Annotated in this window: 20 protein-coding genes, 1 pseudogene and 1 riboswitch; of the genes and pseudogenes, 8 read left to right on the plus strand and 13 right to left on the minus strand. The window is 58.6% G+C overall.

The features are described 5' to 3' along the window. Positions 1–84 precede the first annotated feature (84 nt). A complete protein-coding gene (locus tag Electrica_RS01170; RefSeq protein ID WP_131049190.1) occupies positions 85–1,233 on the minus strand; it encodes an iron-containing alcohol dehydrogenase in 1,149 nt (382 codons plus the stop codon). A gap of 122 nt (positions 1,234–1,355) precedes the next feature. Here Electrica_RS01170 and Electrica_RS01175 point away from each other — a divergent pair, with 122 nt between their 5' ends. Together Electrica_RS01175 and Electrica_RS28740 are read left to right on the plus strand one after the other, a co-directional pair. Then, positions 1,356–1,979 (plus strand): glutathione S-transferase family protein, encoded by a 624-nt coding sequence (locus tag Electrica_RS01175; protein WP_141963148.1) that lies wholly within the window; start codon positions 1,356–1,358, stop codon positions 1,977–1,979. A gap of 305 nt (positions 1,980–2,284) precedes the next feature. Then, positions 2,285–2,419: pseudogene (locus Electrica_RS28740) on the plus strand (serine hydrolase domain-containing protein); the annotation flags it as partial. A gap of 75 nt (positions 2,420–2,494) precedes the next feature. Here Electrica_RS28740 and gorA read toward each other — a convergent pair. Together gorA and Electrica_RS01190 are read right to left on the minus strand one after the other, a co-directional pair. After that, positions 2,495–3,847 carry a glutathione-disulfide reductase gene (gene gorA / locus Electrica_RS01185; RefSeq protein WP_141963150.1) on the minus strand — a complete coding sequence of 451 codons (1,353 nt, stop codon included), beginning with the start codon at positions 3,845–3,847 and terminating at the stop codon, positions 2,495–2,497. Positions 3,848–3,944: 97 nt separating this feature from the next. Then, on the minus strand, positions 3,945–4,787 hold the full coding sequence (locus tag Electrica_RS01190) for a 23S rRNA (adenine(2030)-N(6))-methyltransferase RlmJ (protein WP_100683014.1): 843 nt from the start codon (positions 4,785–4,787) through the stop codon (positions 3,945–3,947). A 193-nt stretch (positions 4,788–4,980) separates the two neighbouring features. Between Electrica_RS01190 and Electrica_RS01195 the strand changes: the two genes are divergently transcribed. The 3 genes from Electrica_RS01195 (at position 4,981) to rsmJ (ending at position 9,322) form a co-directional block, all read left to right on the plus strand. Next, the gene (locus Electrica_RS01195) at positions 4,981–6,252 is read left to right on the plus strand and encodes an acid phosphatase (protein WP_141963152.1); all 1,272 of its coding nucleotides are present in this window, start codon (positions 4,981–4,983) and stop codon (positions 6,250–6,252) included. Between the two features lie 258 nt (positions 6,253–6,510). Continuing rightward, positions 6,511–8,553 carry an oligopeptidase A gene (prlC, locus tag Electrica_RS01200; RefSeq protein ID WP_141963154.1) on the plus strand — a complete coding sequence of 681 codons (2,043 nt, stop codon included), beginning with the start codon at positions 6,511–6,513 and terminating at the stop codon, positions 8,551–8,553. A 7-nt stretch (positions 8,554–8,560) separates the two neighbouring features. Next, positions 8,561–9,322 carry a 16S rRNA (guanine(1516)-N(2))-methyltransferase RsmJ gene (gene rsmJ, locus Electrica_RS01205; protein ID WP_141963156.1) on the plus strand — a complete coding sequence of 254 codons (762 nt, stop codon included), beginning with the start codon at positions 8,561–8,563 and terminating at the stop codon, positions 9,320–9,322. Between the two features lie 59 nt (positions 9,323–9,381). On the opposite strand, the gene uspA is transcribed toward rsmJ, so the two are convergent. Further along, entirely contained in the window at positions 9,382–9,819 is a 438-nt protein-coding gene (uspA, locus tag Electrica_RS01210; RefSeq protein ID WP_141963158.1) for a universal stress protein UspA, read from the minus strand. 377 nt (positions 9,820–10,196) lie between these two features. Between uspA and uspB the strand changes: the two genes are divergently transcribed. Further along, positions 10,197–10,532 (plus strand): universal stress protein UspB, encoded by a 336-nt coding sequence (uspB, locus tag Electrica_RS01215; RefSeq protein ID WP_100683018.1) that lies wholly within the window; start codon positions 10,197–10,199, stop codon positions 10,530–10,532. A 76-nt stretch (positions 10,533–10,608) separates the two neighbouring features. Here uspB and pitA read toward each other — a convergent pair whose 3' ends face one another. Further along, on the minus strand, positions 10,609–12,108 hold the full coding sequence (gene pitA, locus Electrica_RS01220) for an inorganic phosphate transporter PitA (protein WP_131049185.1): 1,500 nt from the start codon (positions 12,106–12,108) through the stop codon (positions 10,609–10,611). A gap of 230 nt (positions 12,109–12,338) precedes the next feature. On the opposite strand from pitA, the gene Electrica_RS01225 reads away from it, so the two are divergent. After that, complete coding sequence (locus Electrica_RS01225; RefSeq protein ID WP_141963160.1) at positions 12,339–13,532, plus strand: BaiN/RdsA family NAD(P)/FAD-dependent oxidoreductase; 1,194 nt, start codon at positions 12,339–12,341, stop codon at positions 13,530–13,532. Between the two features lie 41 nt (positions 13,533–13,573). On the opposite strand, the gene Electrica_RS01230 is transcribed toward Electrica_RS01225, so the two are convergent. The 8 genes from Electrica_RS01230 to Electrica_RS01265 all read right to left on the minus strand — a co-directional run bounded on the left by Electrica_RS01230 (position 13,574) and on the right by Electrica_RS01265 (position 21,301). Then, the gene (locus Electrica_RS01230) at positions 13,574–14,590 is read right to left on the minus strand and encodes a magnesium transporter (protein ID WP_131049183.1); all 1,017 of its coding nucleotides are present in this window, start codon (positions 14,588–14,590) and stop codon (positions 13,574–13,576) included. A 56-nt stretch (positions 14,591–14,646) separates the two neighbouring features. Continuing rightward, positions 14,647–14,830, minus strand: a riboswitch (M-box (ykoK) riboswitch). Positions 14,831–14,945: 115 nt separating this feature from the next. Then, a complete protein-coding gene (gene nikR / locus Electrica_RS01235; RefSeq protein WP_131049182.1) occupies positions 14,946–15,362 on the minus strand; it encodes a nickel-responsive transcriptional regulator NikR in 417 nt (138 codons plus the stop codon). Next, positions 15,350–16,141: a nickel import ATP-binding protein NikE gene (nikE, locus tag Electrica_RS01240; protein WP_141963162.1), complete on the minus strand. Its 792-nt coding sequence runs from the start codon at positions 16,139–16,141 to the stop codon at positions 15,350–15,352. Before nikE ends, nikR begins: the two co-directional genes overlap by 13 nt. Continuing rightward, positions 16,138–16,902 (minus strand): nickel import ATP-binding protein NikD, encoded by a 765-nt coding sequence (gene nikD / locus Electrica_RS01245; protein WP_141963164.1) that lies wholly within the window; start codon positions 16,900–16,902, stop codon positions 16,138–16,140. Before nikD ends, nikE begins: the two co-directional genes overlap by 4 nt. Then, on the minus strand, positions 16,902–17,735 hold the full coding sequence (nikC, locus tag Electrica_RS01250) for a nickel ABC transporter permease subunit NikC (protein WP_141963166.1): 834 nt from the start codon (positions 17,733–17,735) through the stop codon (positions 16,902–16,904). Before nikC ends, nikD begins: the two co-directional genes overlap by 1 nt. Next, the gene (gene nikB / locus Electrica_RS01255; protein WP_100683026.1) at positions 17,732–18,676 is read right to left on the minus strand and encodes a nickel ABC transporter permease subunit NikB; all 945 of its coding nucleotides are present in this window, start codon (positions 18,674–18,676) and stop codon (positions 17,732–17,734) included. Before nikB ends, nikC begins: the two co-directional genes overlap by 4 nt. Next, positions 18,676–20,244, minus strand: a complete 1,569-nt coding sequence (gene nikA, locus Electrica_RS01260) for a nickel ABC transporter substrate-binding protein (RefSeq protein WP_141963168.1) — start codon at positions 20,242–20,244, stop codon at positions 18,676–18,678. Before nikA ends, nikB begins: the two co-directional genes overlap by 1 nt. 196 nt (positions 20,245–20,440) lie before the next feature. Further along, positions 20,441–21,301, minus strand: a complete 861-nt coding sequence (locus Electrica_RS01265) for a LysR family transcriptional regulator (RefSeq protein WP_141963170.1) — start codon at positions 21,299–21,301, stop codon at positions 20,441–20,443. Positions 21,302–21,397: 96 nt separating this feature from the next. On the opposite strand from Electrica_RS01265, the gene Electrica_RS01270 reads away from it, so the two are divergent. Beyond that, a complete protein-coding gene (locus Electrica_RS01270) occupies positions 21,398–21,925 on the plus strand; it encodes a phenolic acid decarboxylase (protein WP_160704471.1) in 528 nt (175 codons plus the stop codon). Positions 21,926–21,954: the final 29 nt, after the last annotated feature.

Here is a 21,954-nt window from a genome sequence, read left to right on the forward strand (position 1 = left end):
TTAAAGTAAATTGCCCCGAAGCAAAGAGAGAAATTCGGAGCAATCGTTTTGCAACAAAATCTAATACTGCCGGGTAGAGCGGCGTTACTCCCACGCCGCTTCCAGCATCTCCAGCAACTGCTCGCTATCCAGCGGCACCGGATTCGCTTTCATTGAGGAGGAGCTGCTGGCTGCCAGCGCCGCAGGCTCCAGGGCCTCGTGCGGCACGCCCAGTTCGCGCAGATTCCCCAGCCCGGCGCCGCGGCTCCATTCGCGCAGGCTATCCCAGGCGGTCGCCGGCTCGACGTCAAGCCCGTCCGCCAGCCACTGGCGGACTTCAGCGAAGCGCCCGCGGATAGCCCTGTTGCTGACCTGTGACTCATTGAGCGCCAGGCCGTAAGGCAGCAGGCTGCCGCAGAGCGCGCCATGGGAAGCATTGCTCAGCCCCCCCAGCGGGCCAGCCAGTCCATGAATGACGCCAAGACCGGCATTGGCCAGCGCCAGGCCGCCGCACAGACTGACCCAGGCCATCTCATCGCGGCTGTCCGGGCACTCTTTTTCCATCAGCGTGCGCAGCGCTTTGATTCCCCGTGGAATAGCGGCCCGGCAAAGCGCATCGGTAAAAGGATTGGCGCGGGTACAGAGCCAGGGCTCAATGAGCTGGGTTATCGCGTCAAGGCCGGAGCCGAGCGTCACCGCGCGCGGAGCGTTGTCGGTCAGCGCCGGGTCGACGATGGCCAGGTCCGGCAGCATCCGATCGTCGCGCAGGCTGACTTTCCGCCGCTGCTGCGTGACGTTGATCACCGCATTTTTCGTCACTTCTGCCCCGGTACCGGCGGTGGTCGGGATGGCGACAAACGGCAGCGGATGCGCTTCGGGTATCCGGCCATTGCCCACCACTTCCAGATAGTCAACGATCGGCCCCGATGCCGGCACCAGCGCGGCGATAGCCTTGCCGGCATCGATAACGGCGCCGCCGCCAAGGCTCAGGACGGCGTCGATGGCATGCTCGCGCGCCAGACGCACCCCCTGCTCAATATCTTCCAGCGTCGGTTCATGGGCAACGGCGAGTGTGACGACCGCCAGATGATGCGCGCGCAGTTCGGCCAGCAACAATGCGGCCCGTTGCGGGCTGGCGCCGTGGACCAGCAGCACTTTCGCGGCGCGCTGGGCCAGCCAAGGGGCGGCGCTCCCGGCAAGACCCCGGCCAAAACGGATGTTGCCCGGAGTGAAAACAGTAAACGGAGTCAGCATGGCGGGTTCCCTGTGTCAGCAAAAAAGGCTGCAATCAACTATACACATTATCCGGCAGGCTGCCTCTTTGTCGCCGGATAGAGTAGGGTGGAAGTCACGTTCCTTCGCTTAAGGATGTCACGATGCTAAAAATACTGGGCAAACGCTCATCAATTAACGTGCGTAAAGTGTTATGGACCTGCGATGAAGTCGGTCTGACTTATCAGCAGGAGGATTACGGCAGCGGTTTCCAGCCGGTCGATACCGCCGAATTTCGTGCCCTGAACCCAAACGCCCTGGTGCCGGTGCTGCTGGACGATGATTTCGTGCTGTGGGAGTCAAACAGCATCTGCCGCTATTTGACGCGTAAAGCCGGGCGTGAGGATTTGCTACCGTTTACGCCACAGGGCGCAGCGGATATCGAGCGCTGGATGGACTGGCAGGCCACGGAGTTTAACAATGCCTGGCGCTATGCTTTTATGGGCCTGGTGCGCAAAGATCCGCGTTTTCAGGACCCGGCGGCGATGAAGGAGAGTATTGCCGCCTGGACCCGCTGCGTACAGATCGTGGAATCACAGCTGCAACGTACCGGCGCATGGATAGCCGGCCCGCAGTTTACGCTGGCGGATATCGTCCTGGGTCTGTCGGTGCACCGCTGGAAAATGACGCCGTTTGCCCATCCGGAGCTGCCGGCGGTTGAGCGCTGGTACCGGACGCTCAATCAGCGACCGGCGTTTATGCGTCATGGCAATAATGGTACCGCCTGAGGGCGAAGGTAAAGATGGCCGGACGGGCGTCATTGCGCGGATGATTTCAGCCTGTTCGCTTTGCAATGATCGTTGACAGCCGCTACGATCCCGGCGTCTTTAATTCCCCTCATTGGTTTCAGTACCACAGGAAGGTATGGTTTGAACAGGCAGTTGAGCCCTGTGCTATTGGCGTCTCTGCTGCTTGTAGGATGCTCCGGAACACTCTCGCAAATGAGCGCCCCCTCTGAGGCGACTGCGCTGGTCGGGCGGAGTTTCACTGCTACGGCGTGACCGACGCCAAAAACCGCTATCCCATCACGGCGGATACGCTCGGCGGGCAAAAAATCACCTACCAGGTGGGCTATATCGGTTTTGATAAGGCGAATCAGAATGCGGTGGTGGTACTGCAAAACAGCTTTAACTGGAGTAACTACATCGGGCACGCGATTTTGCAACACCAGGGCGCGAAATCGACCTGGACGGCAGGCGATGAGCGCATAAAAAAGCCCCGTGAGAACACGGGGCCGAAGAGATTAACGCATGGTCACGAACTCTTCCGCAGCGGTCGGGTGAATCGCCACGGTATTGTCGAAGTCCTTCTTGGTCGCGCCCATTTTCAGCGCTACCGCAAAGCCCTGCAGCATTTCATCCATGCCGAAGCCGATGCCGTGAATACCGACAATTTTTTCTTCAGGACCGACGCATACCAGCTTCATGCGGCACGGCTGGCGGTGCGAGGTGACGGCGGTATACATCGCGGTAAAGGCCGATTTATACACCTTCACGGCGTCATCGCCATACTGCTCGCGCGCCTGCGGCTCGGTTAAACCAACGGTGCCGATCGGCGGATGGCTGAAGACCACGGTCGGGATATTACTGTAATCCAGATGCTCTTGCGGCTTGTTGTTGAACAGGCGTTCGGACAACCGGCGACCCGCGGCTACCGCCACCGGCGTCAGCTCCACCGCCCCGGTGTTATCGCCCACGGCGTAGATCCCTGGTACGTTGGTGTTCTGAAATTTATCCACCACGATATAGCCTTTGTCGTTGGTTTTTACGCCAGCGGCTGCGAGGTTGAAATTATCGGTCTCCGGCTCACGACCAATGGCCCAGATCAGGCAATCCACGGTCTGACTCCGGCCATCTTCCAGCTGTAGCGTCAGGCTGCCGTCCGCGTTTTTCACCACCGCCTGCGGGATGGCGTGCGTGTGCAGCTGCGGCCCCTCGGTGTTCATCACTTCCACCAGGGTATCGACGATCAGCGGATCGAAGCTGCGCAGCGGCGCATGTTTACGCACGAACAGGTGCGTTTCGGCGCCGAGGCCGTTAATCACGCCCGCCAGCTCAACGGCAATATAGCCCGCGCCCACCACGGCGACGCGCTTCGGCAGAGCCGGTAGCTCAAAGAAGCCGTTGGAGTCGATGCCGTACTCAGCACCCGGAACAGACGGATGGCTCGGGCGGCCGCCGGTGGCGATCAGAATATGATCGGCGGTGATCGTTTCGCCATTCACTTCCACGGTGTTGGCATCCACAAAACGGGCGAAGCCTTTGATGACATCCACCTTGTTTTTGCCTAATACGTTGTCGTAGGAGGTGTGGATCCGGTCGATATATGCGCTGCGGCTGGCCACAAGTTTGTCCCAGTCGAAGTGGTTAATGGTGGTATCGAAACCGTAGTCCGGGCCATACAGATGGATAGCTTCGCGGATTTGCGCCGCATGCCACATGATTTTCTTCGGCACGCAGCCGACGTTGACGCAGGTGCCGCCGAGATCTTTAGCTTCAATCAGCGCGCACTTCTGGCCATACATTGCCGCACGGTTGATGGAGGCGATGCCGCCGCTGCCGCCGCCGATAGCGATGTAATCATAATGTTTGCTCATAGCCTGTATCCTTAGAAGACCTATCCTGGTAGGCCCTTAATCGTTAAATGACCGCGATTGTAGCGCGAGGCGTAAAAGGTTCCACCGATGGCTGTGATTACTCCGGTACGATCCAGCCGACGGTGGCGTGTCCGATGCCGGTCGGCGAAAGCTTCTTATGCAGCCACGGCAGAACGTTGTTCATCTGCTGTTCCAGCTTCCACGGTGGGTTAATGACGATCATCCCGGAAGCGGTCATGCCGCGCTGGTCGCTGTCCGGACGCACGGCAAGTTCAATCTGCATGATTTTGCGAATGCCCGTCGCTTCCAGATCTTTGATCATGCGCTTAATCTGCGCGCGCAGTACCACCGGATACCACAGCGCGTAGGTGCCGGTGGCAAAGCGTTTGTAGCCTTCGTGGATACCGGTCACGACCGCCTGGTAGTCGCTTTTAATCTCGTACGGCGGATCGATAAGAATCAGGCCGCGACGGGACACCGGCGGCAGCTTAGCCTTCAGCTGCTGATAACCATCGGACTTTTCCACGCGCGCGCGCGCGTCTTTCTGGAATTCTGAGCGCAGCAGCGGGAAATCGCTCGGGTGCAGCTCGGTCAGCTGCAGGCTGTCCTGCTCGCGCAGCAGCTGGCGGGCGATCAGCGGAGAGCCCGGGTAGTATCGCAACTGGCCGCTACGGTTGAAATGCTGGATGACGGAAATGTAGGCTGCCATCTCGGCCGGCAGGTCGTCCTGCTGCCAGATACGGGAAATGCCTTCCAGGTATTCACCCGTACGCTCGGCGTGCTCGCCGCTCAGCTGATAGCGGCCCGCGCCGGCGTGAGTGTCCAGATAGAGAAACGGTTTTTCTTTCTCTTTCAGCGATTCAATGATTAGACTCTGAACGGTGTGTTTAAGGACGTCGGCGTGGTTGCCTGCGTGAAAGCTGTGGCGATAACTGAGCATGGATGCAGAGATTCCGGGAATTAAACAAGATGACCGATAGTTTACCGCAGATCCGTGCAGATTACCGCTGTAGCGCCGAGCTGTTTCAATGAGGTCAAAAGCGTTGCAAAACATGACCGTGTCATAAAAACGTCAAATATCAGCGCTAGCGTCGCGTGAAGACAAGGTAATTGTTTGAATAAAAGGAAAAATAATGAAACTGCAAATAACACTCCTGACCCCGGCGTTAATCCTGGCGCTGCCGGCTCTGGCGAAAGAGGTTCCGCTGAATCAGGCGGCGGCGATCGCGGCCAGCGTGACGCCCGCGGCGGCCAGCCCGGCGTTTGACGGTCTCGAAGGTCAGGCGCTGGCGCAGCTGCGCGCTGCGCTGAAGGGCGATGCCGCCACGCTCACCCGCGGTCAGCTCGCCCATGCGAAACAGAGCAAAACCCAGGCGGATAAGGCCTGGCTGAAGGCCAGCGGCTATGACTTCCAGGAGAAAGCGAATCAGCAGGCGGGCATCGCGCTGCTTGGCGCCTTCAGCAAGCTCCCGGATTCGGTGGTGAAGGATAACCTGGCGACGGTGACCGCGATTAACCGCGATGCGACGCAGGCTACCCGCCATCAGGCGCTGGCGGATGCGGAGGGGATTAGCTATCTCTATTTCCTCAGCGATGCGCTGGGCCCGCGGCTCGGCAAAGCGTTCCTCACGGCCTACGACAAAGGTGAGCTGGGGAAAGCCGCGGCGCTGATTAAGGCCAGTGAAGTCAGCACCGGGGCGGCGAAAAAGCATTTTAACAACCCGCGTCCGTTTCTGATTCAGGGCAATACCATTCATCTGGTGCCGGACGATGTGGTTATCAAGGACAACCAGCCTTACACCGCCGACGGCGGTTCCTTCCCCAGCGGACACACCAACACCGGCTACACCGATGCGCTGCTGATGGCGGAAATGATCCCGGAACGCTTTGATGCGCTGGTCACCCGCGGCGCGCGCTACGGCTATTCCCGCATCGTGCTTGGCGTTCACTACCCGCTGGATGTCATGGGATCACGGATGGTGGCGCAGCGCAACGTCGCGCATTACCTCAACGACGCGAAGTACCGTGCGCTGTTTAATGAGGCGCGCGATCAGCTGCGCGCCGCGCTGGAAAAAGAGTGCGGTACCTCGCTGGCGGAATGCGCGAAGCCGGCCGGAAAAGACGACCCGTATCGCGATCCGGCGATGCGCGATTTCTACCGTTTCACGATGACCTATGACCTGCCGCAGCAGAAGGGCGAGAAGCAGAGCCTGAAAGTGCCGGAAGGGGCGGAAGTCCTGCTGGAAACCGCGCTGCCTCATCTGTCCGCCGCCCAGCGCCGGGCGCTGCTGGTGAAAACCGCGCTGCCGGCAGGCTATCCGCTGTCGGGCGAGACCGCCGACCAGCAGTTCTGGCAGCGTGTGAATCTGTCTGCGGCCTGGCAGATGGCGCAGAAAACGCGCTAATGGCACCCGTCGCGTAAATCCTTCGCGTTGCAGGAAGGCGTCGCCATCGCCCCTGCAATGCGTCATATGCGGCGTCGCCCCTGCCTGCGGGGCGCCTGGCGTCTCCTTCGGCCGATGCCCGGCAAATGCTTATTGCAGCAATACCCGGCACCTGGCACGGTGTGACATTGAAATTCCCGTTACGATCCCCCATTCTAGATCTCATGCTAAAGCGCCAGACCGCGCGCTTCATTCACCCTTTTCAACAGGACTGCGCATATGACCAATCCATTATTGACGCCTTTTTCATTGCCGCCTTTTTCTGCGATCAAGCCGGAACACGTCGTCCCTGCGGTGACCAAAGCGCTGGACGACTGCCGGGCGGCGGTAGAAAGCGTGGTGGCGCAAGGCGCGCCGTACAGCTGGGAAACGCTCTGCCAGCCGCTGGCTGAAGTGGATGATGTGCTGGGACGTATCTTCTCGCCGGTCAGCCATCTGAACTCGGTCAAGAACAGCCCCCAGCTGCGTGAAGCCTACGAGCAAACCCTGCCGCTGCTGTCGGAATACAGCACCTGGGTCGGTCAACATGAAGGGTTGTATCAGGCGTATCGCGATCTGCGCGACGGCGACCATTACGCCACGCTAAACACCGCGCAGAAAAAAGCGGTGGATAACGCGCTGCGCGATTTTGAGCTGTCGGGGATTGGCCTGGCGAAAGAGCAGCAGAAACGCTACGGCGAAATCGCCGCGCGCCTGTCTGAGCTTGGCAACCAGTACAGCAACAACGTGCTCGACGCCACCATGGGCTGGAGCAAGCTGGTGACCGACGTCGCTGAGCTGTCCGGGATGCCGGAAAGCGCGCTGGCGGCAGCCGAGGCTCAGGCCCAGGCGAAAGAACAGGAAGGCTATCTACTGACGCTGGATATTCCGAGCTATCTGCCGGTGATGACCTACTGCGACAACCAGGCGCTGCGTGAAGAGCTGTATCGCGCTTACTCCACCCGCGCGTCAGACCAGGGGCCGAATGCCGGCAAATGGGATAACAGCCCGGTGATGGCGGAAATTCTCGCGCTGCGCCACGAACTGGCCCAGCTGCTGGGCTTTGACAGCTATGCCTCCAAATCGCTGTCGACCAAAATGGCGGAAAACCCGCAGCAGGTGCTCGACTTCCTGACCGACCTGGCGAAACGCGCTCGTCCGCAGGGGGAGAAAGAGCTGGCTCAGCTGCGCGCCTTTGCGCAGGCGGAGTTTGGCGTCGACGAACTCCAGCCGTGGGATATCGCTTACTACAGTGAAAAACAGAAGCAGCATCTCTACAGCATCAGCGATGAGCAGCTACGCCCTTATTTCCCGGAAAATAAAGCGGTTAACGGCCTGTTTGAAGTGGTGAAACGTATTTACGGGATTACCGCGAAAGAGCGCGCCGATGTGGATGTCTGGCACCCGGAAGTGCGTTTCTTCGAGCTGTATGATGAGCACAACGAACTGCGCGGCAGCTTCTATCTCGATCTGTATGCGCGCGAGCACAAACGCGGCGGGGCGTGGATGGACGACTGCGTCGGGCAGATGCGTAAACTCGACGGTTCACTGCAAAAGCCGGTCGCCTACCTGACCTGCAACTTTAACCGCCCGGTGAACGGCAAACCCGCGCTGTTCACCCACGATGAAGTGATCACCCTGTTCCACGAATTTGGTCACGGTCTGCACCATATGCTGACCCGTATCGATACCGCCGGCGTCTCCGGCATCAGCGGGGTACCGTGGGATGCGGTCGAGCTGCCGAGCCAGTTTATGGAAAACTGGTGCTGGGAGCCGGAAGCGCTGGCGTTTATCTCCGGTCACTATGAAACCGGCGAACCGCTGCCGCAGGCGCTGCTGGAAAAAATGCTGGCGGCGAAAAACTATCAGGCCGCGCTGTTCATTCTGCGTCAGCTGGAGTTCGGCCTGTTCGACTTCCGCCTGCACGCGGAGTACCAGCCGGAGCAAGGGGCGAAAATCCTCGAAACGCTGGCGGAAATCAAAAAGCAGGTCGCCGTGGTGCCGGGTCCGTCCTGGGGCCGCTTCCCGCATGCCTTCAGCCATATTTTTGCCGGGGGCTATGCGGCAGGTTACTACAGCTATCTGTGGGCCGATGTCCTGGCGGCGGACGCCTTCTCGCGCTTTGAAGAGGAGGGGATTTTCAACCGTGAAACCGGCCAGTCGTTCCTCGATAACATCCTGAGCCGCGGCGGTTCCGAAGAGCCAATGGTACTGTTTAAACGCTTCCGCGGTCGCGAGCCGCAGCTGGATGCGATGCTGGAGCATTACGGTATTAAGGGTTAAGTCCGCTGTGAAGATCTGCTTAATTGATGAAACGGGCGCCGGAGACGGCGCCTTATCTGTTCTTGCCGCTCGCTGGGGCCTGATGCAGGACGATGACAATCCGCTGGCGCTGGTCATGACCTGCGAGCATCTCGAGCTGCGTAAACGCGACGAGCCAAAACTTGGCGGCATCTTCGTCGATTTCGTCGGCGGGGCGATGGCCCACCGGCGTAAATTTGGCGGCGGTCGCGGCGAGGCGGTGGCGAAAGCGGTGGGCGTCAAAGGCGACTACCTGCCGGATGTGGTGGATGCGACGGCGGGACTGGGGCGCGATGCCTTCGTGCTGGCCTCGGTGGGCTGCCGCGTACGCATGCTGGAACGTCATCCGGTCGTGGCGGCCCTGCTTGATGACGGGCTGGCTCGCGGCTACGCCGACCCGGAAATCGGCCCGTGGCTGCGCGAGCGTTTGCAGCTGATCCATGCCTCCAGCCTGACGGCGCTGACCGACATTACGCCGCGCCCGCAGGTGGTCTATCTTGATCCGATGTTCCCGCATAAGCAGAAAAGTGCGCTGGTGAAAAAAGAGATGCGCGTGTTTCAGTCGCTGGTCGGGCCGGATCTGGATGCCGACGGCCTGCTGGAGCCAGCGCGTCAGCTGGCGACCAAACGGGTGGTGGTGAAACGTCCGGACTATGCGCCGCCGCTGGCGGATGTCGATACGCCGAACGCGGTGGTCACCAAAGGCCACCGTTTCGATATTTACGCCGGGACGCCCGAGTCGCGTTGGTGAAAAATAACAACGCCCGCAAAGGCGGGCGTTGGCATTCTGCTGGTTAACCGCGCGAACGGTTATTCGTCTTCTTCATCGCGCAGCGGCACAATCAGCATATCGACGTGAACGGTATTGATGAGCTGACGCGCGGAAGACATCAGCTTGCTCCAGAAATCCTGATGGTGACCGCAAACCACCAGATCCATATCGTATTTTTTAATCGCATCAACCAGTACCTGGCCGAGATCGCCGCTGCCGCTCAGGGTTTCGGTAATCGGATAGCCCGCGTTGGTGGACAGTTCGCTCAGGGCGTAGTGCGTCTCTTCGGAAATGCGTTTCTGCATGTCGCCCAGGTTGACATCGATCAGACCGGTGTACAGGTCGGAGTAATTAACATCCACGTGAATCAGAGAGACTTTGGCATTATAAGGACGCGCCATAGAAACGGCTTTCTCTACCAGAACTTTGCTTTCCGGGGAGAGGTCTACTGCGATAAGAATATGTTTGTAAGCCATAGTGTTACTCCTTCCATAAGTTGTCGATGACCATTGGACCAGACAGCGGGTGCTGCTGCTTCGCCCGCGTCCTGCGTGCTAATCCGCGGGGGTACAGTCCTTTAAGGACTTAATTGTAGAAGATATTTCTACCTTATAGCGCCCCTCATGCTCCGTCAATGCACCTGATTCACCAAAAGTTAAACAAATATATTCATCTTACGCATTGATAACGATTAACCTTGTGGTAAAAAAATTGACTGATCTCCTACACTATTTAATGAGCCGATCGGATAAATAAACGTGATCGGAATCGCACTCTCGTATTGTGTTGGGTTGGGTATTGGGAAGCGCTAGCTCCGGAGATGTCTCCGAGGGCGGGTCGCCGGGGAGGACGTATGATCAGCACTATTGCGCTGTTTTGGGCCCTGTGTATCGTTTGTGTGGTGAATATGGCACGTTACTTCTCTTCATTGCGTGCATTATTGGTTGTGCTACGTGGTTGCGATCCCTTGCTTTATCAATATGTTGATGGCGGAGGCTTTTTTACTTCGCATGGGCAGCCGGGCAAACAGGTGCGCCTGGTCTGGTACATCTACGCCCAACGTTATCGCGATCATCACGATGATGAATTTATTCGTCGCTGCGAGCGGGTTCGGCGGCTGTTTATCCTGACCAGCGCCCTGTGCGGCCTGGTGGTGGTGAGTCTGATCGCGTTACTGATTTGGCACTAGCCGGATGACAGGTAAAAAAAACGGGCCAGTTTCCTGACCCGTTTAGGGTTGCTCGCTCAGCGGTAATGACCTGAACTTAGATAATCTTGAGGGCTAGCCAGTACAGCCCGCCTGACAACAGGATTGCTGCCGGCAAGGTCAGCACCCACGCCATCAGAATACTGGTGACGGTCTTTTTCTGCAGGCCGCCGCCATCGACGAGCATCGTCCCCGCCACGGAGGAGGAGAGCACGTGGGTGGTCGATACCGGCATACCGGTGTAACTCGCCAGGCCAATCGAAATCGCCGCGGTCATCTGGGCGGACATACCTTGCGCGTAGGTCATGCCTTTCTTACCGATCTTCTCGCCGATAGTGGTCGCCACGCGACGCCAGCCGATCATGGTGCCGATACCCAGCGCCAGCGCCACGGCCATAATGATCCAGATTGGCGCGTACTCGATGGTGCTCAGCATATCGATTTTCAGTTTCTTCAGCAGGCGCTGATCGTCAGCATTCACTTCCGGTAGCTTCGCGACTTTGTCGGTGGTGTCGGAAATGCACAGCATGATGCGACGCAGTTGACTCCGCTGATCCACGGAGAGCGAGTCATAGCTTTCAATACCGGTCAGCGCCGTTTTCACGTGACTCAGCGCGTTGATGGTATTCGCCGGATGGCAATGGAACTCACCGCCGCTGGCGGCCGTTCCGGCCTCCGGAGAAGGAATCAGTTGCTCAACGCCGGTGACCTTTTTCAGCAGCTCAGGGCGCTGCTCGAAGAAGGTTTCCACGTTGTTCACCGCATCGCGGGTCCGGGTAATCTCATAGCCGGAGGCATTCATGTTCACGACGAAACCTGCCGGCGCCACGCCGATAAGTACCAGCATGACCAGGCCAATGCCTTTCTGGCCGTCGTTAGCGCCGTGGGAGAACGATACGCCAATGGCGGACAGAATCAGGGCAATACGGGTCCAGAATGGCGGTTTTTTCTTACCGTCTTTCTTCTCGCGTTCTGCGGGCGTCATGTGAATACGGGCGCGTTTTACGGTACCGCTCCAGTAACGACGCAAAATGAAAATCAGGCCGCCAGCGATCACCAGACCGACAATAGGTGAAACGATCAGTGAGGCGAAAATACCGATGACTTTCGGGATATTCAGCGCGTCAACCACGGATGTCCCGGTCATCAGCGCATTGGTTAAACCAATCCCGATGATAGCGCCGATCAGCGTGTGCGAACTGGAGGCCGGAAGGCCAAAATACCAGGTACCAAGATTCCAGATAATCGCTGCCAGCAGCATAGAGAACACCATGGCGAGGCCATGTGCGGAACCCATGTTAAGCAGCAGGTCGGTCGGCAGCATATGCACGATGGCATAAGCGACGCTAAGACCCCCCAACAGAACACCGAAGAAGTTGAAGAGGGCCGCCATCGCAACAGCAAGTTGTGACCGCATTGCGCGTGTGTAAATCACAGTAGCAACAGCGTTTGCGGTATCATGAAAACCGTTAATCGCTTCGTAAAACAGCACGAAAGCTAAAGCAAGCAATAGTAATAGCCCGGTATGTAAATCCAGACCGGCAAATAAATGTAGCATAGGACGTTACGCCATTTTGAGGACATGAACGCGGCGCATTATCAGTGACTTTAGCGGCGTGGGCAAAGTGAAATATGGAATTTTTTTGATTTTCTTCCGGTCTGTATTTTACCCACTTAAGAGTAATCCTATATCTTTCAATAAGGTACATGAATACATGGATTTTCGTGCTGGTGCGACCAGCGTGAAAAATTTACAATTCCCGACAATCGGGATATGAGGAAGGTTGTGTGGAAAGGTTTGATGCCATTGTAATCGGCGCCGGGGCGGCGGGAATGTTTTGTGCGGCGCAGGCGGGCCAGGCCGGGCTGCGCGTGCTGTTGCTGGATAATGGCAAAAAGCCGGGCCGTAAAATTCTGATGTCCGGCGGCGGCCGCTGCAACTTTACCAATATGTATATTGAGCCGGCAGCCTATCTCAGCCTGAACCCGCATTTTTGCAAATCTGCGCTGGCGCGCTATACCCAGTGGGATTTTATCGAACTGGTGGGCAAACACGGCATTGCCTGGCATGAGAAGACCCTCGGCCAGCTGTTTTGCGATGATTCCGCGGAGCAGATAGTCAACCTGCTGCTGGCCGAATGCGAGAAAGGCGGCGTGCAAATTCGCCTGCGTAGCGAAATTATCGGCGTAGAACGCGACGATGAAGGCTACAGGTTACAGCTCAACGGCGACGAGGTGGCGGCGAAAAAACTGGTCGTGGCCTCCGGCGGCCTGTCGATGCCGGGCCTTGGTGCGTCGCCGTTTGGCTATAAACTTGCCGGGCAGTTTGGCCTCAAGGTGCTGCCGACCCGTGCCGGGCTGGTGCCTTTTACGCTGCACAAACCGCTGCTTGAGCCGCTACAGGTGCTCTCCGGCGTGTCGGTACCTGCGACCATTACCGCGGAAAACGGCACGCTGTTTCGCGAGAATCTGCTGTTTACCCACCGCGGGCTCTCCGGGCCGGCGGTGCTGCAAATATCCAGCTACTGGCAGCCGGGCGAGTTTGTCACCATCAACCTGCTGCCGGATTGCCATCTTGATGATTTCCTTAACGCGCAGCGTAGCGAACATCCGAATCAAAGCCTGAAAAACACCCTCGCCATGCAGCTGCCGAAGCGGCTGGTGGAGTGCCTGCAGCAGCTGGGACAAATTCCGGACGTCACGCTAAAACAGCTCAACGTGCGCGAGCAGGAAATGCTGGTGGAGACGCTGACCGCCTGGCGCGTGCAGCCCAACGGCACCGAAGGCTACCGTACGGCGGAGGTGACGCTCGGCGGCGTAGATACTCACGAACTGTCGTCGCGGACCATGGAAGCGCGCAAGGTACCGGGGCTCTATTTTATCGGTGAAGTGATGGATGTGACCGGCTGGCTGGGCGGCTATAACTTCCAGTGGGCCTGGTCTTCCGCCTGGGCCTGCGCCCAGGCGCTGGCAGAGGCGTAAAACAGAGGGCAGCCTCCGGTGACGGCAGGCTGCCCTCCGGTTTATCCGTTCAGACCCAGAAAATACTGGGCGATTTTGAAGTAGATAATCAGCCCGGTACCATCAATCAGCGTGGCGATAAACGGCGCGGAGACCACCGCCGGGTCGATACCCACGCGCTTGAGCGTCAGCGGGATCACTGACGAGACCACCGCGCTCCACAGCGTAATGCAGACCAGCGTCAGGCTGACAATCAGGGTGATCTCCAGGCCGATACCCATCATCCAGGCACGCAGGCAGCCCGCCAGACCGAGAGTGAGGGCAATCAGCAGCGATGTCGTCATCTCTTTACGAATCACTCGCCCCACATCGCGCAGGCGTACTTCGCCGAGCGCCATGGAACGGACCAGCGTGGAGGTGATCTGCGTCCCGCTGTTGCCGCCGGTGCCGATCAGCAACGGAATAAAGAAGGCCAGCGCAATGGCGGATTCCAGCGCCTCTTCAAAATGTTGAATCACGCTGCTGGTGTAGGCTTCCGCCACGAACAGCAGCAGTAGCCATACCGAACGTTTCTTCCACAGCGTCCACGGGCTGATCTCCAGATAGGGCTTCTCCAGCGGGAGCGTGGCGCCCTGGCGATGAACATCTTCGGTGACGTCATCTGCCAGCAGATGGGCAATCTCTTTTTCCATCAGGCAGCCGACCAGTTCACCTTTTTCCACCACCGGCACCAGATCGAGGCCGCGTTCGCTCAGTTCGGCGACCACCTCCTGGCGCTCATCATCGGGCTTCACGCGGAACAGGCAGCTGTCCATTAAATAGCGAATGGATTGCGCCGTATCGCTCTCCTGAAGCAGCTTTTTAATCGATAAACTGCCGCGCAGCTTCTTTCCGGCCACCACAAAGACCTGGCCTGGAATATCATCGCTGGCGAGCTGCGAGACAAAGAGCTCCCGCGCTTCATAGACGCTGAGGTGCTCGGGCAGAGTGATAAAATCGGTACGCATATACTGGGCGATCGCATCGCCATCGAAGGCGGCGGTAGCCAGGTGTGCGGCGCAGTGTTGCATTGAAGACATGGTGTAATTCCCTATAAAAAATCACTCATAGGGGCGAACAAGACAGGATGAGCACAGGCAGATCCCTACGTCCTGGTTTTAGCACTGCACAACGTATCTGTCCGGCATGAACGCCGTCAGAAGTTACCTTGGCAACACCTTGATTCGATGGATGCCTGTATTTCCCTGAGTGGTCTCTCTCGATACCAGCAGGGCGGTAACTTGTATTTGTGCAGGAGCCTCGCCATAACGAGATCGTTAAATGAGCGGCCATTATAGGGAAGCCGGGGGGCGGTGAAAGCGTATCATTTACGTGGTTTATCAACTGTTGATAAACCACGATAAATATCGTGGTTTTTCAGAACGGTATCGCCCTTCAGCGCGGCGTATGCTCGTCTGAAGCCGTTAAGCAGTGCAAATGACCATGACGTACGCCGCGCTGGGCAATCACCGCATCGGCAAAATGCTGCACCTCGCCCATCTCGCCTTTAAGGACGGCAATCTCCAGGCAGTCGTCGTGGCTGATATGCACGTGCAGCGTCGCAACGGACAGGTCATGGTGGTGATGCTGCGTGGCGATAAGTCGGCTTGCCAGCTCGCGCTTTTCATGTTCATAGACATAGGAAAGCACCGCGTAGCCGCGCTGTTCGGGCTGTTGCGCATGCTCATGCATCAACGTATTGCGCAAGATATCGCGCACCGCCTCCGAACGGTTGTGATAGCCGCGCCGGGCGCTCAGCGCGTCCAGAGTGGCCAGAAGATCGTCATCAAGAGTCAGGGTTACGCGCTGCATGGTCGTTTCTCTTTAGAAAGGGTAGGTGGAAAAGCGGGAAGGACCGCACGCTGGAGTGTCCGGCCCGCCATTGACTGCAGACGCAGCGGTGTGTTGACCGCGGTGGTTTCAACAATCTGCCCACTCTCCATCACCATCACCCGCTGACAAAAGCGCTCTACCAGCCGCAGGTCGTGCGTGATAAACAGGCAGGCGGTAGAAAACTGTACTTGCAGACGCTTCAGCAATGCAACGATCTCCGCCTGTAAAACGAGGTCAAGATTCGAGACGGCCTCATCGAGGATCAGTAACGGGGGACGCACAACCAGCGCCCGCGCCAGGCAAACGCGCTGTAGCTGCCCGCCGCTAAGCTGCTGCGGACGTGTGTCGAGCAGGAGAGGGGAAAGATCCACCGCCTGCATCATCGCTTCGACTCGTGCCTGGCGCTCATCGCGCGTGAAGCGAAACAGATGGCGCAGCGGTTCGCTGATGATCTCATTCACCGTTTTACGCGGGTTCACGGCGCTTTGAGCATCCTGGAAAACCAGCTGGATATCGCGACGAAACGCCCGCTGCGCGTCGCCTTTTAGCGTCTGAATCGGCGTCCCGCGCCAGGTTATCTCGCCGTTATCCGGTGTCTCAAGGCCGACCAGCATCCTCGCCAGGGTGCTTTTGCCGCAGCCGCTGCGTCCAAGCAGCGCTACCGTTTCACCCGTCTGGATGCTCAGGCTGACGTCGCGCAGCACGCCCGACTGGTGCGGGTAATCGTGGCTGACGTCGGTCACGTTCAGTAGGCTCATTCTGCACACTCCATTCCGTACAGCGCCAGGTGTGCCGCCAGCAGCCGTTGACTCACCGGATGCCGGGGAGCGCTGAACAGGGTGTTGACGTCACAATGCTCGACGATGCGCCCGTGGTCCATCACCGCGACTTCGTGCGCCAGTCGCGCCACTACGCCCATGTCGTGAGTGACCAGCAGCAGGCCCTGGCCGCGGCTGGAGACAATCTCTTCCAGCAGATCCAGAATGCGCCCCTGCGCCACGGTATCGAGGTCGGTGGTGGGTTCATCGGCGAAGATAAACGGCGCCTTACTCAGCAGGGCGAGGGCGATCATCATGCGTTGTAACATTCCGCCGCTCATCTCGAAGGGATAGCGTTTCAGGAGCTGAGACGGGTTTTCCAGACCGACGGCGGCCATGGCGGCAATCAGCGCCGCATCATCCGCCGGCTGGCCGGCGGCGCGGCAGGTTTCTCGTGCATGGGTCGCCATCGTGTACAGCGGATTAAAGGCGCTGCGTGGATTTTGCATAATCGTGGCAACGGTGCCGCCGCGCAGCTGCTCGCCGTGCACCGGAATGCCGTCCAGCAGCAGATGCCCGGCGGTTTGCCGGACGCCGGGGGGCAGCACGCCAAGCGCGGCGGCGCAGGTCAGCGATTTCCCGCAACCGCTGCTGCCGAGCAGAGCCAGTACCTGCCCGCGACGTAAGGTTAACGACAGGTCCGTGACCAGCGGCTGACCGGCGCACAGCGTCAATTGTTCTAACTGGATCTTTTGCGGCATCAGTGGCTGTGCTCCGCGATCAGGTGAGGATCGAGACGATCGCGCAGTGCGTCGCCCACCAGGTTAAAGGCCATCACGCTGATAAACAGCGCCAGACCGGGCCACAGCATCTGTAGCGGCTGGCTCCAGATAAACTGCCGCGCATCGTTGATCATCACCCCCCATTCCGCCGTCGGCGCGCTGACGCCAAGGCCGAGGAACGACATCCCGGCGACATGCAGCATCATATGACCGATATCGAGGGTGGCGAGAACCAGCAGCGCAGGCACTACCGCGCCGGCCAGGTGATCGAGGAAAAGCCGCCAGCGATTCGCTCCGCTCAGCCGTGCGGCGAGAATAAACTCGCGCTGGCGCAGGGAGACCACCAGGCTGCGAACCATGCGCGCGTACCAGGCCCAGTGAGACAACGCGATGGCGATAATGACGTTGGTCAACCCGGTTCCCAGCACGCCGACCATAAAAAACGACAGAATGGAGGTTGGAAAGGTCATAAACATGTCGGCCACCCGCATGGTGAGCTGATCGACCCGCCCGCCCATGAGTCCGGCACAGCCGCCAACGAGGAGCCCCAGCGCCAGAACCAGCAGTAAACAGGCCATCACCGCTCCCAGCGACACCCGGGTCGCCGCCAGCAGACGGGAGAAAATATCGCGGCCCAGATGGTCGGTCCCCAGCCAGTGCTGGCCGTCCGGCGACAGCAGACGGGAAGGTAAATCAATGGCCTGCGGATCATACGGCAGCCACCACTGGCTGGTGAGCGCCACCAGCGTCAGCAGGACGATGATGACCAGCGCCGCGCGCACCGAACCGCGCGCTGAGAAGAAAAAGCTCATGAGTGCGCTCCTTCATGACGACGAATACGCGGGTCCAGCGCGGCGTTGAGCAGATCGACCGCCAGATTGCACAGGGCGAATACCACCACCATGATAAGCGTAAAGCATTGAATCACTGGATAATCGCGATTAAAGATCGCCGAGACGGCATAGCGGCCGATGCCCGGCCAGGCAAAGATATTTTCGATGATCATCGTCCCGCCGATCAGTTCGCCAATGTGCATGCCCACGGCGGTAATCATCGGTAGCGAGGCGTTGCGCAGAATGTGGCGACGTTCGATTTGCCTGGCATTCAGGCCGCGCAGGCGCGCCCAGGTGACATGGCGCTGTCCGGCCACGTCCAGCATGCTGGCGCGCAGGAGACGGGCGTTAATCGCCAGCGACATAAACGCAATCGACACCGCCGGCAGGACGATATGCTGCCAGCCGCCGTAGCCGAGAGCGGGCAGCCACTGTAAATAGACCGAGAAGAACAGCACCAGTAAAAAGGCGAGCCAGAAGTTTGGCATCGACACGCCAAGAAAGGCGATGAGCCGCACGATGAAATCCGGCAAATGCTCGCGGTGGCGTGCGGCCCAGATGCCCAGCGGTACGGAGGTCAGCAGGATCAGCACCAGCGCCGCGCCCGCCAGCTGCAGCGTTGCGGGCAGGAAGCGCAGCACATCGTCAAGCACCGGACGCTGGGTGGCAAATGATACGCCAAAATCGAGATGTAGCGCGCGCCATAGCCAGTGGCCATACTGGACGACGAGCGGCTGATCCAGCCCGAGCATCGTTCGCGTAGAGGCCACCATCTCCGGCGTCGGCGGCAGGTTTGACAGCCGCAGGTAGTCGAGCGCCGGGTCGCCGGTGCCGAGGCGAAGCATCAGGAAGATAATCACCGAGGCGGCAAAAATCATCGGAATCAGCAGCAGAATGCGCCGCAGCAGATAGCGTTGCATCAGGGATTCACCGGCTGGATCTGTTCGAACGGAATTTCAGCGGTAACCGGCGCGTAAGGAATCGGCCCCAGTTCGGGTTTCGCCACCACCATCATCGAGATATAGCTGACGGGCAGATAGACCGCGTCGTTGTGCAGACGGGTCAGAATATCGCGATACAGCGCCTGACGTTGCGTTGCGTCGCTGGTGGTCAGCACCTGGCCAATCTCTTTATCGATCAGCGGCTTGTCTGCTAACCCTTGCTGGGCCTGATAATCGGCGTGCGAGGGGACGCGCATTGAGCTCATAAACGCGTGCGGGTCATATGGCGTCCCCCAGGTACGGTTAAAAATCATGCCAAAGCGGCCGTCGCGCTGGCGGGCGTAAATGCTGCTCTCCTCTTCACCGACCAGCGCCACGTCCACCCCGACCTGGCGCATATCCGCCTGGATTATCTCCGCCATCGACTTACTCAGGGCATCGGTGCCGATAAACGACAGTTCGATGTGCAGCGGTTGGCCGTTTTTCTCGCGAATCGCTTTGCCGGCAGGGCGGATCCAACCGGCGTTCTCCAGCAGGGTGTTGGCCCGCAGCGGGTCGTAGTGGCGTGGTTTGAGGCCAATATCGGCGTACGGCACGGAGGGGGCAAACAGCGTGTCGGCCACCTGTTGCGTACCGTACAGCGCATTGTCGATCAGCGATTTTTTATTCACCGCGTAATTCAGCGCTTCACGCACCGCCAGTTCGTTCGTGGGGGCTCTGGCGGAGTTCAGGGCCAGCATCACCGTTTCGACAGGCTGAGAGAGCTGGGTACGCCAGGCCGGGTTATGGCTGAAACGGGCAAAGGTATCCAGCGGCAGCAGGCCCTCGTTACCGTAAAGCAGATCGATCTCGCCGGTTTCAAAGGCGACGGCGCGGGTCATCGGGTCCGGGATCACTTTCACGGTCACCTGGCGGATTGCCGGTTTGTCGCCCCAGTAGCGGTCGTTGCGTACCAGCACATCATACTGGTTAAGTTTCGAGGTTTTCAGCACCCAGGGGCCGGTGCCGACCGGCGCTTTGATGCCGTGCTGCGTTCCCCCTTCAACAAACTGCGAAGGGGCGATAAAACGGAACGGGCGCGGCAGCGCCAGCTCCTGCAAGAAAGGGGAGTAGGCGCTTTTGAGCGTAATCTGCAGCTGCGTATCGCTGAGCGCCCGCACGTCGGTAATCTGATTGGTCAGCTCCAGCCAGGCATGGCGCTGTCGGTTAGCCAGTACCGCCTGGAAGTTGGCGACCGCGGCCTGCGCATTGAACGGCTCGCCGTTAGAAAACTGCACGTCGTTACGCAGAGTAAAGCGCCACACTTTCCCGTCCGCAGAGTGGCCCCAGTGGGTGGCCAGCCACGGTTTTACCGAGCCATCCGCCTGATACTTTACCAGCGGCTCATACACCATGCTTTGGGCAAACATCTGGTTGGGGGTATACAGGTGCGGGTTCAGTGGACCCACGTTCACCGGCCAGGCGGTAGTGACATCGTATGAGGCGGCGGCGGTCAGCAGAGGTGCGCAGGCGAGAAGCGCCAGCAGCGCGGTGCGGAAAATAGACAAGGTCTTTATCTCAACTGGACGGAAGGTATGATGATTTTAATAATTCATCATACTTCAGGCCTAACCTGGATCAATGTCAGACCGGAAAGTATAAGAATTTCATATATACACGTCGTGCTTCCGGTTGTCTGCCGGTTAGCCGGGTCGCGATAGCCTGAAGGATTCGTGTGCCCGCAGGCCCGCGCACGCGGGCGATTCACGGTGTCCTGAACAGCGCCAGCAGCGTTTCGAGCTGTTCATCGAGGGGAGCCAGAACGCGCTTGACGATCAGATGCAGCGGCGTGGCGCGTCGGGCGCCGTGGCTGAGCGGCAAGATTTTCAGCACACCCTGCTCCAGCCGGGAGCGGATGCGCTCTTCGGGAAGCCAGCCGAAGCCGACCTGATACAGCACGGCATCGATAGCGGCATCAATGGTGGAAAATGTCCACGCATCGCGGCCTGTCTGCGGGTCGTCGCTGCGATCGGCGATACGCACCAGCGGCCAGGGGGCCAGCGCGCTGTCGTCGAGAGGGCCGCTCAGCCTGGCAAGCGGATGGTCCCGGTGGGCAACGGCGACAAAATCAATGTTCATCAACCATTCGCCGCGTCCGCTAATATCCTGGCGGCGGGTGAGTACCATCACGTCGGCCTCGCTGCGGGCCTCCTGCTCATCTTTCATATTTTCGAGGACTTCGGTCAGCCTCACCTGAGTCTGCGGATGGCGCTGCTGAAACTGGCGCAGAATGGCAAACAGTCGTTGGCGGGGGAAAATACTATCCACAACCAGGTCCAGACGGGTCCGCGCGCCGTTGCGCAGGGTCGCCGCGCGGGTTTCAACGTATGAAAACGCTTGCAGGAGCGGTTTTACCTGGCTTAGCAGCAGCTCCCCGGCCGGGGTGAGTACCGCGCGGCGGCCAGCAGGGTGCAGCAGCGCGACGCCCAGCCTTTCCTGCAGCAGGGCGAGGTTATAGCTCACCGAAGACTGGCTGCGATGGGTCTCTTCTGCCGCTTTGGCGAAGCTACCCAGCTCAATGACTTTTTCCAGCAAGGACCATTGTTCCAGCGTCGTTTTGTGCATTATTTATCGAAAAAGTGAATGAATTTCATCAAAACATAGCGTTATTCATTCATTTTTTAAAGCCGTATGCTGAGTCTCAACAGCAAAGGAGAAATCATTATGAGCACTTTTGATAAACATGATTTGCGCGGTTTTATCGGCAAACATCTGGTTTATACCTACGATAACGGGTGGAATTACGAAATTTACGTCAAAAACGGCAACACCCTGGATTACCGGATTCACAGCGGTATTGTCGGGAACCGCTGGGTGAAGGATCAGCAGGCCTGGATTGTGCGGGTAGGGGAGAGCATTTATAAAATTTCGTGGACGGAGCCGACCGGTACCGACGTGAGTCTGATTGTGAACCTGGGCGATAAGCTGTTCCATGGCACCATCTTTTTCCCCCGCTGGGTGATCAACAACCCGGAAAAAACCGTCTGCTTCCAGAACGAACACATCCCGCTGATGGTTTCTTACCGTGAAGCCGGACCGGCTTATCCGACGGAAGTGATTGACGAGTTCGCCACGATCACCTTCATACGCGATTGCGGTGCAGATAATAACAGCGTCATTAATTGCCCTGCTAATCAATTAGCGACTGACTTTCCTGCAAATTTGTCATCTTCCGGAAATGATTTGTGATCTAAGGTAGGTTTTTAAAATTCTGTTTG

The sequence above is a fragment of the Klebsiella electrica genome (assembly GCF_006711645.1).
Lineage (GTDB): Bacteria > Pseudomonadota > Gammaproteobacteria > Enterobacterales > Enterobacteriaceae > Klebsiella > Klebsiella electrica.